We start from the raw sequence: 12,742 nt of genomic DNA, 5'->3' as shown, positions 1-12,742 counted from the left end.
CGACACCATGGAAAGCTTTGCATTCGCGCCGGCCTACGAACTGCCGGCCTGGCCCTTCACGCCGCCGCCCGAACTCGGCAGCACGCAGATCGTGCGCCACCCGGTCGTGATCGTCGGCGCCGGCCCCTCGGGCCTCACCCTGGCCTGCGACCTCGCGCAACGCGGCGTGCGCGCCGTGCTGCTCGACGAGGACGACACCGTGGGCGTGCGCGGCGCCTCGTCGCGCGGCATCTGCTACGCGCAGAAGAGCCTGGAGATCTTCGAGCGCCTGGGCATCTACGAGCGCATCGCGGCCAAGGGCATCACCTGGTCGTTCGGTCGCACCTTCTCGGGCGATGAAGAGGTCTACAACTTCAACCTGCAGGCGACGAGCGTCTCGAAGCAGCCGCCCTTCGTGAACCTGCAGCAGTTCTACATCGAGTGGTTCCTGGTCGATCGCATCCTCGAACTCGGCGTGACCGACCTGCGCTGGAAGAGCCGCGTGACGCACGTCGAGCCGCTGGCCGACGGCGTGCGCATCGACATCGAGACGCCCGCCGGCAGCTACACGATCGAGGCCGACCACCTGATCGACGCCACGGGCGCGAACAGCCCGATCCGCACGCAGCTCGGCGTCGAGTCGCATGCCTCGCGCAGCACCGACCGCTGGTGCATCTCCGACGTGCGCTTTGAAAAGCCGTTGCCCACCGAGCGCTGGACCTGGGTCGACGCGCCCTTCAACGAAGGCCGCGGCGTGTGGCAGCACCTGATGGCCGACGGCGTGTGGCGCATCGACTACCAGATGCCCGAAGACTGCGACCCGGCGGAGATCAGCCGCCCCGAAGTGGCCGGCGCGCGATTGCGCGAACAGCTCGGGCCCGACGTGGCGTTCGAGTTCGTGTGGATCGGCCCCTACGGCTACCGCGACCACCTGCTGGAGCGCTTCCGCCACGGCCGCGTGTGCTTCATCGGCGACGCCGCGCACGTGGTGAGCCCCTTCGGCGCACGCGGCGGCAACACCGGCATCCAGGATGCGGCCAACCTCGGCTGGAAGCTCGCGCTGGTCGTGCAAGGGCAGGCGGGCGATGCACTGCTCGACAGCTACGACGCCGAGCGCCGCCCGGCCGCGCAGGAGAACCTGACGGTCACGAGCCGCTCCGCGCGCTTTCTCGCGCCGCGCTCGCCGGCCGAGCACACGCTGCGCCGCGCCGTGGTGGCGCTGGCCAAGCGCCACACCTTCGCGCGTGCGCTGGTCAACACGGGCCGCATGTCGGTCGCCAACGACTACCCCGCCGCGCCGCTGCTGCCCGAGGGCGCGCGCACGGTACAGAACCTGCCGCTGCATTGGGCCGACGGGCGCGAGGCCACGCTGATGCAGCTGCTCGCCGAGGGCACGCAGTGCCTGGGCCTGTGGTTCGCACCGACGCGCGCGCAGGCGCAGGCGGCGTGCGACGCCACGGCCGGATTGCCGCTGCGCCTGCTGGCCGTGGGCGGTGAGAGCGGCCTGCCGACCTTGCAGGCCGACGAGACGCTGGCGCGCCACCTCGGCATCGACCCCAGCGCGGGCGGCTTCGTGCTCGTGCGCCCCGATGCCTACCGCGCTGCACTCCTTGCGCAGGCCACCCCCGACACGATCGCCGCCGCCGTCCGCACGGCGCTCGCACTCACCGCTTCGTCCCCATGATCACCGAGCCCCGCATCCCCGACCCCGACGGTTTCTACGCCGCGCTGCTGGCCGCGCACGAAGGCCGCACCGAGGCGCAGAGCGCCGACCTCAACGCCCGCCTCGTGCTGCTGCTGGCCAACCAGTGCGCCGACCAGGCCGTGCTGCTCGCGTGCATCGACGCGGCAGCCGAGGCCGACGAAGACATCCCCACGACCACGACAACACCGCCATGACCGCCACCGTCTCTTTCGCTTCCGCCTCCGACACCCGGGAGCAGAAACCCCGGCTGCAGGAACTCGCCCCGGGCGCTTACGGCTACATCAGCGACTTCGATCCCAACTGCGGCTTCGTCGTCGGCGACGAGCAGGTGGTGCTGATCGACACCCGCCCCACGCCGCGCATGGCGCGCGATTTTCTGGCGGCGATCCGCAGCGTCACCGACAAGCCGATCCGCACCATCGTGCTCACGCACTACCACGCGGTGCGCGTGATGGGCGCGAGCGCCTTCGACGAGGTGCAGGAGATCATCGCCAGCAACGGCACGCTCGACTGGATCCGCACGCGCGGCCAGGCCGACTTCGAATCGGAGGTGGGCCGCTTCCCGCGCCTGTTCGCGGGCGTGGAAGAGATTCCGGGCCTGACCTTCCCGACCACGGTCTTCGAACGCGAGATGACGCTGCCGCTCGGCGGCGGCCGCGAACTGCGGCTCATGGCGCTGGGCCGCGGCCACTCGGGCGGCGACACCGTCGCCTGGCTGCCCGACTGCGGCGTGCTGTTCTCGGGCGACGTGGTCGAGAACCACTGCGGCGTCTACGCGGGCGACGCCTACATCGGCGACTGGGCCGGCACGCTCGACGCGGTGCGCGCGCTGCAACCGCGCGTGCTGGTGCCCGGGCGCGGCGCGGTGCTGCAGGGCGAAGCGGCCTGCACCGAGGCGATCGGGCTCACGAAGGACTTTCTCTCGACGCTGCTCGACAGCGTGCGCGCGGGCATCGCCGCGGGCGACACGCTCAGGGGCTGCTTCGCGCGCGCCGAGGCGGCCATGACGCCGCGCTTCGGCGGCTGGCCGGTGTTCCAGCACGTGCTGCCGTTCGACGTCTCGCGCGCGTACGACGAACTGCGCGGCATCGAGCACCCGGTCGTGTGGACCGCCGAGCGCGACCGCGAGCTCTGGCAGGTGCTGCGCGGCGAATGACCTGAACCGATTTCAAAACAAGCAACGGAGACAAAGACGATGAAACGCTTCCTTCACCTTCTGGCCGCAACCCTCGCGCTGGCCGCCAGCCCTTTCGCATCCGCGCAGCCGGCGGCCTACCCCAGCCAGCCCGTGAAATGGATCGTGCCCTACGTGGCCGGCGGCGGCACCGACAACCTCGCGCGTTCGCTGGCCGAGGCCATGCAGCCGTCGCTCGGACAGCCGCTGATCATCGACAACCGCCCCGGCGCGTCGACCAACATCGGCGTGTCCGTGATGATGCAGGCCAAGCCCGACGGCTACACGATCATGCAGGCCGAGAATGCGGCGCTGCTGTTCAACGAGCACATGTTCGCCAAGCTGCCCTACAAGCCGGCGACCGACTTCACCTACATCGGCACCATCGGACGCTTTCCGGTGGCGCTGGTCGTGCACCCCGACTTTCCCGCGAAGAACGTGGCGGAGTTCGTGCGCTACGTGAAGGCCAACCCCGAGAAGGTGAGCTACGCCTCGCCCGGCAACGGCTCGCCGCACCACATGGCGATGGAACTGTTCAAGCAGAAGGCCGGCCTCACGATCACGCACGTGCCGTACAAGGGCGCCGCGCCCGCCATGACCGACGTGATGGGCGGCCAGGTGCCGACGATGATGCTCGACCTGGCCTCGGGCCTGCCGATCATCAAGTCGGGCAAGGTGCGCGTGCTGGCCATTGCGCTGCCGCAGCGCGCCAGCGCCCTGCCCGAGGTGCCGACCTTCGTCGAAGCCGGCTTCAGCGACGTCAACGCCTACGCCTTCCACGGCCTGATCGGCCCGGCCGGCATGCCGCCCGAGGCCGTGGCGCGCATCAACACCGAGCTGCACAAGGCGATGAAGGCACCGAAGGTGGTGAAGCTGTTCTCGGAGTTCGGCTTCGAGGCGCTGCCCGGCACGCCGCAGGACTTCTACAAGCTCTCGCGCGCGGAGAGCGAGCGCTGGGGGAACATCATCAAGACCGCGGGCGTGAAACTCGACTGATCGAACCCGGTCACCAGCCCAGGCCGAGGTGCAGGGGCAGGTAGACCGCCATGCCGGCCAGCATCGTGCCGAGCACGCCGCGCCGCCAGAAGTAATAGGCGCCGCCGACGACCGCCGCATAGAGACGGGCGTCGTGCAGCGTGGTGATCAGGTGGCCCTGCGTCATGACGATCTCGGGCGCAATCACGCCGGCCAGCGCGGCAGCCGGTGCGTAGTGCAGCGCGCGGTGCGCCCACTCGGGCAGGCCCCAGGGCCGGTCGAGGATGAAGAAGAAGCAGCGCGTGAGCATGGTGACGGCCGCGAGGCCGGCGATCACGGCAATGGACCACCAGTCGGTGCCGCCGCTCACTTGTCGTCCTCCGCGTCGGGGTCGAGCCCGAACTGCTTTTCGAGCCAGAAGCACAGCAACACGGCCACGCCGATCGCGACCACGATGTTGAGCTTGAGCGGCAGCGCATAGGCCGCGACCGCCGTGGCGCCCGCGATGAGCGCGGCCAGCACGCGCAGCCGCGTCGTCGCCATCGAGCAGACGATGGCCACCAGGCTCAGCACGCCGGCAAAGCCCAGGCCCCAGGTCTGCGGAATGAAGTTGGCCAGCGCGATGCCGAGCAGGCTCATGCCCATCCACGCGCACCAGGTCACGAAGTAGTTGCCGGTGAGGTAGGCCTCTTGCGACAGCTGCTCGGCGGGCGTGGTCGGCGGGGCCGTGTACTGCTTCGTGAAGAGCGCGTAGCTCAGGTCGGCCGTCAGGTAGCCGTGCAGCAGGCGGCGCCAGCGCGGCATGTGCATGAGGTAGGGCCGCAGATGCAGGCTGAACACCACGAAGCGCAGGTTGACGCAGAAGCCCGTCGCCAGGATCACCCAGGCCGGCGCGCCCGCGGCCAGCAGCGGGATGGCGGCGAGCTGCGAGCTGCCGGCGTAGACGAACAGGGTCATCGCCACGGCCTCGAGCACGCTCATGTCCGACTTGACCATGGCCACGCCGGTCATCAGGCCCCAGGCGCCGATGCCGAGCGCGGCCGAGGCCATGTCGCGCATGCCGGCGCGGAACTCGGGCTGGCGGCGCAGCGTGGGCGAGAGAAACATCAGCCGAAGACCTGGCCGGTCTTCAGGTCGAAGCCGCGCAGGAAATCGGCCGCAGGCAGGCGCTTGCCGCCCGGGCGTTGCAGTTCGGTGAGCACCACCGTTGCATCCGACGCCGCCACGGCGACGCCCGTTGCGTCGGCCGAGACGACGGTGCCGGGCGCGGCACCTGTAGCGCCGGCCGCCACGTGCGCGGCCCAGAGCTTGACGGTCTCGCCGCCGAGCGGGCTGTTGGCGCCGGGGAACGGATCGAAGGCCAGGACGCGGCGCACGATGGCGCCGGCCGGCTGCGTCCAGTCGATCAGCGCTTCGTGCTTCTCGACCTTGTGGGCGTAGGTGATGCCTTCGGTGGGCTGCGGTGTGCGAACCAGCTGGCCGATCTGCGCCAGCGCCTCGGCCACCATGCGGCCGCCGAGCGCGGCCAGCCGGTCGTGCAGGCGGGCGGTGTTGTCGTCGGGGGCGATGTCGACCGCTTCGCGCAGCAGCATGTCGCCGGTGTCCAGGCCCGCGTCCATCTGCATGATGGTGATGCCGGTTTGGGTGTCGCCGGCCTCGATGGCGCGGTGGATCGGCGCCGCGCCGCGCCAGCGCGGCAGCAGGCTGGCGTGGATGTTGAGGCAGCCGTGCAGCGGGAGGTCGAGCACCCACTGCGGCAGGATCAGCCCGTAGGCCGCGACCACCATCACGTCGGGCTGCCACGCCAGCAGCGTGTCGCGCGCGGCGGTGGCCTCGTCGGGGTACTTGCCATCGAGCCGCAGGCTGCGCGGCTGCGCCACGGGCCAGCTGTGGGCAACGGCGCACTGCTTGACGGGCGAGGCCTGCAGCTTCATGCCGCGGCCGGCGGGCCGGTCGGGCTGGCTCATCACGCCGACGATGTCATGGCCGGCAGCGGCAATGGCCTCCAGGGCGACGCGCGCGAACTCGGGCGTGCCCGCAAAAACGACTTTCAACGCGCTCAATCCCGGATCCGTTCGAATTCGAGGTCATCCCCCGTGTGGTACCGGCGCACCACGCCGGTGGGGTCGATGTAGATATAGAGCATGCGGCGCTCGTTGATGGCCTTGTAGCGCCAGGTCCAGACGGTGCCGTCGAACGAGCTGACGCGGCTGATTTCGTAGGGCTTGCCGTAGAAGGCCAGCACGTCGTTCTGGCGCCAGCGGTCGACCTGGATGTCGTGGCCGAAGCGCGCCTCGGTCAGCACCTGGGTCACCGAGACGACCTTGCCGGACGCGTCGAGGTCGATGTCGACCACCTCGAAGCCCGCCGGCATGCGCGAGTACTGCAGCCGCTCGCCACCGCCGTTGAGCGGGTAGCGGCCCGTGGGCGCGCCCAGGCGCTGCAGGGTGTCGGCGGCGGAGGTGCCGGGCTGGATGCGCGTGGGTTCGCTGACGCAACCCGCCAGGAACAACAGTCCGGCGGCGGCCAACGCGCTCGCAGCCCGCGGGCTCATGCCCGTGCGTCTTTCATGTCCTCGCGCTGCTGCTTGAGAAGCTTGCTCTTGATGCGGTTGCGCTTCAGCGGCGACAGGTATTCGACGAAGACCTTGCCCAGGAGGTGGTCGAGCTCGTGCTGGATGCACACGGCCAGCAGGCCATCGGCCTCAATGGTGTGACTGTTGCCGTCGGCGTCGAGCGCCTGGACCTTCACCGAGGTGGAGCGCATCACGCCGTCGTAGATGCCGGGCACCGAGAGGCAGCCCTCTTCGTTGAGCACCTTCTCGTCGCTGGCCCAGGTGATTTCGGGGTTGATGAGCACGATCGGCTCGTTGCGCTCTTCGGACACGTCGATCACGACCACGCGCTCGTGCACGTCGATCTGGGTCGCGGCCAGGCCGATGCCGCTCGCGTCGTACATCGTTTCCAGCATGTCGGCCACCAGCGTCTTGATGCGCGCGTCCACGCCCTGCACCGGCTTGGCCACCGTGTGCAGGCGCTTGTCGGGGTAACTCAGAATGATTCGTTTGGCCATGAAATCGGGGGGAAGTTGTGGCTATTTTCGCCAATTCCGCGACGCGTCGCGGCGCATTGACGCGAAAACGTTGCCCTTGCAAGGGCTTCGGGCGCAGAATTCGTAGCAAATTGTGAGATTCGTATGCGCCACGATACTTCGTGCGCTCACCCATCCAGACATGACACAGCCCAGCCCCACCGAACACCAGCGCCCGACCTTCTTTGCCTTCTGGACGGCCGCCCTGGCAGTGGCCGGCAGCTGCGGCACCACGGCGGCCTGGGCGCAGACGACCTACCCGGTCACGCCCCAGCAACGCGCCACCGCCCAGCAGACCGCCCAGGCCGGCGTGCCGCTGAGCGAACTGTCGCCGAAGGCGCCCGACGAATACACCGTCAAGCCCGGTGACACGCTCTGGGCCATCTCGCGCCTGTACCTGCTGCGCCCCTGGCGCTGGCCGGAACTCTGGGGCATGAACATCAACGAGATCCAGGACCCGCACCGCATCTACCCGGGCCAGGTGCTGTACCTGGACAAGAGCGGCGGCCGCGCCCGCCTGACCACGCGCCGCGGCGCGGCCGGCGGCGACGGCGGCACCATCAAGCTGTCGCCGCGCACCCGCTTCGACTCGCTCGCGGGCATGGCCCTGCCCACGCTCAACCCGAGCCTCATCGAGCCCTTCCTCAGCGAACCCATCGTGGTCGATGCCAACACGCTCGACGCCGCGCCGCGCATCGTGGCCGGCAACGACAGCCGCGTGCTGCTGTCGCGCGGCGACCGTGCCTATGCGCGCGGCAACGCCGAATCGCCGCTGGTCGAAAAGCCCGGCCCGGTGCAGCACTACCGCATCTTCCGCAGCGCCACGCCGCTGAAAGACCCCGGCACCGGCGAAATCCTCGGCTACGAGGCGCAGTACCTGGGCAAGGCGCAGCTGCAGCGCGGCGAATCCACCACCGTCGAGACGACCGGCGACAAGGACGTCATCACGGTCGTGCCGGCCAGCATCGACATCATTGCGTCGCGCGAAGAAATGCGCGCCGGCGACCGCCTGCTGCCCGAGCCGCCGCGCCAGCTGCTGAGCTACGCACCGCGCGCACCATCGACGCAGGTCGACGGCCGCATCATCTCGGTCTACGGCAACGCCGTGCAGTACGCCGCGCAGAACCAGGTCGTGGCCATCAACAAGGGCACGCGCGACGGCGTCGACAACGGCCACGTGCTGGCCATCCTGAAGAACGGCGAGACCATCCTCGACCGCACCGGCGCCCGCAAGGAAACGATCAAGCTGCCCAACGAACGCATCGGCCTGCTGATGGTGTTCCGCACCTTCGAGAAAGTCTCGTACGCACTGGTGCTCGAAATCAACGACACTCCCCGCGCCGGCGACTTCCTCGTCAATCCCTGACACGCGCCTGAGGCTTTTTTCTCGCACACTCGTTTGGAACGCGCAGAACTCGCAGGCTGGCTGCGACTATCACTGACACCAGGCGTCGGCGACGGCGCCGCACGCCGTCTGCTCGCGGCCTTCGGGCTGCCTGAGGCGATCTTCGCGCAGCCCGAAGCGACGCTGGGCGAAGTCGTCAGCAACGCCCAGGCCGCCGCGCTGAAGCAGCTGCCCTCCGGCCTGCAGGCGCAGGTCGACCAGACCTGGCAATGGCTGCACCCCGCGGACGACCCCACCGGCGGCGCCGTCACGCGCCGCGTCGTGACGCTCGGCGATGCCGGCTACCCGGGTTCGCTGCTCGAGATGGTCGACCCGCCGCTGATGCTCTACGTGCTCGGCGCCCCCGCCTTCGACCTCACGCAGCTCGGCCGCAGCCTCGCCGTGGTCGGCAGCCGCAACCCGACACCGCAGGGCGCGAGCCACGCGCGCGCCTTCGCGCGGGCGCTGGGCGAGGCGGGCCTGCCCGTCGTCTCGGGGCTCGCGCTCGGCATCGACGGCGCGGCGCACCTGGGCGCACTCGACGCGGCCGGCGACGCACCGGTGCTCGCCACCGTGGCCGTGGTCGGCACCGGCCTGGACCGCGTCTACCCCGCGCGGCACCGCGACCTCGCGCACCGCATCACGCTGCAAGGGCTCATCGTGAGCGAGCTGCCGCTGGGCACGCCGCCGCTCACGCAGAACTTTCCCAAGCGCAACCGCCTCATCGCGGGCCTGGCGCGCGGCACGCTCGTGGTCGAGGCCGCACTGGCGTCGGGCTCGCTGATCACGGCGCGCCTCACGTCGGAACAGGGCAAGGAAGTGTTCGCGATCCCGGGCTCGATCCACTCGCCGCAATCGCGCGGCTGCCACGCGCTGATCCGCCAAGGTGCGAAGCTGGTCGAGTCGGTGAACGACATCCTCGAAGAGCTGCCGCCGCTGACGCCACCCGCTCGCACGGTTGCCAGCGACACGCCCTCGTCGGCCCCGGAGCATCCGCTGCTCGACGCCCTCGGTTTCGACCCTGTGAGCCTCGATGCGCTGAGCGCGCGCACCGGCTGGAGCGCGGCCATGCTGCAGGCGAAGATGCTCGAGCTTGAACTCGATGGGCATGTCGCGCGTTTGCCCGGCGGCCTGTTCCAAAGAGCCGCCGTCGGCTGACGCCCGGGGCCCCGGGCCCGATTTTTCGTGGAACACCGCGGAACCGGCTTTGCCGGGCCGCTGGTGTTGCCCCCGGTAGGGGGTTGGCGTAGCGACACGAAGTGCGCGAAGACTGGGGGCGAGCCACGGTTTCCTGGGCTATATTGAGCCCATGTTCGAAGTGCTCGTGTTTGTGTATGAAAACTACTGGCGCGGCGATGCCTGCCCCGAACCCGAACAGCTGGGCCGCAAGCTCAGTGCGCACGGTTTCGAGGCGGAAGAAATTCGCGACGCCCTGCAGTGGCTCGACGGCCTGAGCCTTGCCACGCAAGGCCTGCAGTTCGAACATCAGCCCAGCGAAGGCGACGGCGACAACGCCATCACCGCGGCCCGTGTCACGCTGGGCGGCGCACCCGATGCGGCGCTGCCCCAGTCGAGCCAGTCGATGCGCGTGTACTCGCCGTCGGAACAGGAACACCTCGGCGCCGAATGCCTCGGCTTCATCCGTTTTCTCGAACTGTCGAACGTGCTGCCCTGCGGCTTGCGCGAGATCGTCGTCGAGCGCGCAATGGCCGCGCCGGGCGACCCGGTGGCGCTGGACGAACTCAAGATCATCGTGCTGATGGTGCACTGGAGCACCGGCATCGAGCCCGATGCGCTGGTGCTCGACGAACTCTGCGAGAGCCGCGAAGGCCGCACTGCACATTAGCTCGCCCCCAGGCTTCGCGCACTTCGTGTCGCTTCGCCAACCCCCTACCGGGGGCAACACCTGAGGCCCGGCAAAGCCGGTTCCTCGGTGTTCCACAAACAGACAAGAACAGCCGAGGCGGCTGACTAATTCAAGAGTCGCTCGGGGTTCGCATCGAGCTTCGCCAGCGCCTCGCGCGTGGCGCGTGCGGTGAGCGTTTCTTCCTCGGCCGGCACCAGCAGGCCGGCCTGCAGGTACATCGCCAGCCGTCCGGCCTGGATGAGGAAGCTGCGGCCGTCGGCCGAGGCGAACAGGTGCAGCTGCTTGCGGTCGCTGCGCCAGACGAACTGGACCTGGGTCACGCGGTCGTTGTGGTCCAGCATGAACCAGTTGCCTACCTGCAGCTCGTGGGTCCACGCGAGCATCTCGTCCGCGACCTTGACGCCGGCGGTGTCGGAAATGACCTCGATGGCGCTGGCGTCCACGCCGAGCAGCAGCTCGATGCTCTGCGCGTCGAGCGGCAGGCTGGAGGCGCTGCCGTCGTCGGTCACGAAGTCTTCCAGGTGCGCCAGCCGCTCGGCCATGGCCTCGATCTTGGCCTGGGGAATGGCCTCGGTCTTCGACATGAAGGCGTCGGTCAGCGTGGCGCCGATGATCTTGATGTGGCCTTCCTGCGGCTCGCCGACGATGCCCAGCAGGTCCATGCCCTGGCGCAGGCGCTGCAGCAGCTGCGGCAGGTCTTGAATGACGCGGGCGCGGTCGGCGCGGTTGGGCTTGGCGCTCGCGGCCCAGACCAGCTCGGAGGCCACGCGCTTGAGCATCACGGTGTGCTCGCCCTGCGCGCCGTAGCGCAGCGCCGCAATGGCCAGCACTTCGGCCCAGACCTTGAACAGGAACTCGCGGATCTCGTCGCGCACCGGCATGTCGTTGAGCATCTTGCGCAACTCGATGGTGTACTGGATCGCCATCGTCTCCTTCTGCTCGACCTGCTGCGCCACGCTCATGACGCGCTGCGTGGCGTCGCTCTGCGTGAGGTAGCGGCCCAGAAAAGCGACGAACTCGTCGAACACCAGCTTGAACACGCGCTGGCCGGTTTCGGGGTACTGCTCGATCACCTGCACCACGCGCTTGATCTCGTTCTCGAGCGCGCTGCCGGTGATGGCGGCGGCGTCGAAGCCCATCACGCAGGAGCCCATGCGGTCGATCAGCATGCGCGCGGGGTGCTGCAAGGTGCCGAAGAACTCGGGCTCGGCGATGGCCACGCGCAGCACGGGCATCTGCAGCCGTGCGAACCACACGCGGGCGGAGAACGGAATGCGCTCTTCCGCGAGGATGGCCTGGAACATCAGCGCCACGATCTCGACCGTGGCCTTGTCGGCCGTGGTGGGGGCGCGCTTCTTGAGTTCGGCGGTGCGGCGACGCAGGTCGACCGCGGTCTGCTGGATCAGCGTGGCCTGCTCGCCACCGCCGTCCATGTACTGCGTGGCCGCCATGCGGTAGGCGACCTCGGCATCGGCGATGGCGCCGGCAAAGGTGCGCGAAAACACGCGGGGCGCAGCCACGCCGCCGCCGGTGCCGGTCACCCCGCCCGGTTGCGAGGCGCCGGCCTCGCCACCGATGCGCGCGGCGACAAAACGCTTGAGGCTCAGCAGCGCGGTCTGCGCGCGCTGCCGTGCGAAGGCGAGCGGCGAGCTGGCCATCATCGAGCTGGAGGCCGGCCCCGACGACGGCACCGATGCCTGGAAGCCGAAGCCCGGTCGCTGCGGTTGCGAGGGCTGTGACGATGGCTGCCGGACGTGCGACACCGGCGCACCGCCCGGCACGCCCTGGCCCATCGGCATGCTCGACGACGTCGGCATGCCCATGGACGACGAACCGCCGCCCGAATCGCCCGTGCGCCGCACGAAGCTCTTGAGATCGATCTCCTGCATCACGCCCTGCGCGATCAGGAAGGCGTTGGCGCTTTCGTAGGCCTTCACGACCACATCGGCCAGGGCCTGCTGCACGGTGCCCTGCACGCGGCCCCAGGCCTCGCGGCTCAGGCCGGCGGCCAGCCACTGATCCACCAGCAGCTGGGCCAGCGTCTCGGGTTTCAGCACGTCGCGGGCGTCGAGCTCGTGCGTGCCTTCGAGATGCTGGATGCGCAGGCGCAGGTCGCTGAGTTCGAAGCTGGCCTTGTCGTGAATGGTCTGTGCGAGGCGCGAAGCGAGGATGTGACTCTCGACCACCTCGTCGCCGATGAGTTCCAGCCGCAGCGCCGCAGGGGCCGAAGAAGTGGTGCCCGTCGGGCCCGTGCCCAGCGCCTTGCGCCAGCCGGCCTGCGCCAGCGACACCCACTGCGAGGCGTGGCCCTGGAACGCCACGAGGTCGTCGCGGCTTTCCTGCATGGTGCGCGCGCTGCCGACATCGGAGGCCACCGCGGTCAGCCGGTCGCGGATGGCCTGGGCCAGCGGAGCGATCGCACCTTCCGTGGCCGCCACGAAACGCTCACGCGCCTCGCGTGCGAGCTGCAGGGAAGAGGCGGACCGCGCAGTGCTCATTGAAGAATCAGAAAGGCCGGAGGATACGGTTCGTGCATGACAACCCCGAGCTTGCATCGGGATGCGTCAC

The 12,742-nt window shown here is 69.4% G+C and carries 13 protein-coding genes; 7 read left to right on the top strand and 6 right to left on the bottom strand.

Going from position 1 to position 12,742, the window contains the following annotated elements:
• Positions 1–7 precede the first annotated feature (7 nt).
• From GFK26_RS08080 to GFK26_RS08065, 4 genes are read left to right on the top strand one after another with little or no spacing between them, the layout of a single operon-like run.
• Entirely contained in the window at positions 8–1,663 is a 1,656-nt protein-coding gene (locus tag GFK26_RS08080) for an FAD-dependent oxidoreductase (protein ID WP_153281546.1), read from the top strand.
• Positions 1,660–1,878 (top strand): DUF2783 domain-containing protein, encoded by a 219-nt coding sequence (locus GFK26_RS08075; protein WP_153281545.1) that lies wholly within the window; start codon positions 1,660–1,662, stop codon positions 1,876–1,878. The genes GFK26_RS08080 and GFK26_RS08075 overlap by 4 nt, the downstream gene beginning before the upstream one ends.
• Positions 1,875–2,840: an MBL fold metallo-hydrolase gene (locus tag GFK26_RS08070; RefSeq protein WP_153281544.1), complete on the top strand. Its 966-nt coding sequence runs from the start codon at positions 1,875–1,877 to the stop codon at positions 2,838–2,840. The genes GFK26_RS08075 and GFK26_RS08070 overlap by 4 nt, the downstream gene beginning before the upstream one ends.
• A 39-nt stretch (positions 2,841–2,879) precedes the next feature.
• Positions 2,880–3,854, top strand: a complete 975-nt coding sequence (locus GFK26_RS08065) for a Bug family tripartite tricarboxylate transporter substrate binding protein (protein WP_153281543.1) — start codon at positions 2,880–2,882, stop codon at positions 3,852–3,854.
• A 10-nt stretch (positions 3,855–3,864) separates the two neighbouring features.
• On the opposite strand, the gene GFK26_RS08060 is transcribed toward GFK26_RS08065, so the two are convergent.
• The 5 genes from GFK26_RS08060 to def are packed head-to-tail and all read right to left on the bottom strand — an operon-like array spanning position 3,865 to position 6,905.
• A complete protein-coding gene (locus GFK26_RS08060; RefSeq protein ID WP_416222564.1) occupies positions 3,865–4,143 on the bottom strand; it encodes an AzlD domain-containing protein in 279 nt (92 codons plus the stop codon).
• 56 nt (positions 4,144–4,199) lie between these two features.
• Positions 4,200–4,940 carry an AzlC family ABC transporter permease gene (locus GFK26_RS08055; protein WP_101490875.1) on the bottom strand — a complete coding sequence of 247 codons (741 nt, stop codon included), beginning with the start codon at positions 4,938–4,940 and terminating at the stop codon, positions 4,200–4,202.
• Complete coding sequence (gene fmt / locus GFK26_RS08050; RefSeq protein ID WP_153281541.1) at positions 4,940–5,896, bottom strand: methionyl-tRNA formyltransferase; 957 nt, start codon at positions 5,894–5,896, stop codon at positions 4,940–4,942. The genes GFK26_RS08055 and fmt overlap by 1 nt, the downstream gene beginning before the upstream one ends.
• Positions 5,893–6,387 carry a hypothetical protein gene (locus GFK26_RS08045; RefSeq protein ID WP_153281540.1) on the bottom strand — a complete coding sequence of 165 codons (495 nt, stop codon included), beginning with the start codon at positions 6,385–6,387 and terminating at the stop codon, positions 5,893–5,895. The genes fmt and GFK26_RS08045 overlap by 4 nt, the downstream gene beginning before the upstream one ends.
• Complete coding sequence (gene def / locus GFK26_RS08040) at positions 6,384–6,905, bottom strand: peptide deformylase (RefSeq protein WP_153281539.1); 522 nt, start codon at positions 6,903–6,905, stop codon at positions 6,384–6,386. The genes GFK26_RS08045 and def overlap by 4 nt, the downstream gene beginning before the upstream one ends.
• A 160-nt stretch (positions 6,906–7,065) precedes the next feature.
• Between def and GFK26_RS08035 the strand changes: the two genes are divergently transcribed.
• From GFK26_RS08035 to GFK26_RS08025, 3 genes are all read left to right on the top strand, one after another.
• Entirely contained in the window at positions 7,066–8,289 is a 1,224-nt protein-coding gene (locus GFK26_RS08035) for a LysM peptidoglycan-binding domain-containing protein (RefSeq protein ID WP_153281538.1), read from the top strand.
• Positions 8,290–8,322: 33 nt separating this feature from the next.
• Positions 8,323–9,465 carry a DNA-processing protein DprA gene (gene dprA, locus GFK26_RS08030; protein WP_153281537.1) on the top strand — a complete coding sequence of 381 codons (1,143 nt, stop codon included), beginning with the start codon at positions 8,323–8,325 and terminating at the stop codon, positions 9,463–9,465.
• 151 nt (positions 9,466–9,616) lie between these two features.
• Positions 9,617–10,153: a DUF494 family protein gene (locus GFK26_RS08025; RefSeq protein ID WP_153281536.1), complete on the top strand. Its 537-nt coding sequence runs from the start codon at positions 9,617–9,619 to the stop codon at positions 10,151–10,153.
• A gap of 125 nt (positions 10,154–10,278) precedes the next feature.
• Here the strand turns inward: GFK26_RS08025 and GFK26_RS08020 are convergent, their stop codons facing one another.
• Positions 10,279–12,672, bottom strand: coding sequence for a DUF1631 family protein (locus GFK26_RS08020; protein ID WP_153281535.1), 2,394 nt, complete (start codon positions 12,670–12,672; stop codon positions 10,279–10,281).
• Between the last annotated feature and the right edge of the window lie 70 nt (positions 12,673–12,742).

The organism is Variovorax paradoxus, assembly GCF_009498455.1.
Taxonomy (GTDB): Bacteria; Pseudomonadota; Gammaproteobacteria; order Burkholderiales; family Burkholderiaceae_C; genus Variovorax; species Variovorax paradoxus_H.
Note: the sequence above shows the minus strand (reverse complement) of the source record. Positions and strands in the feature narration are given on the sequence as shown.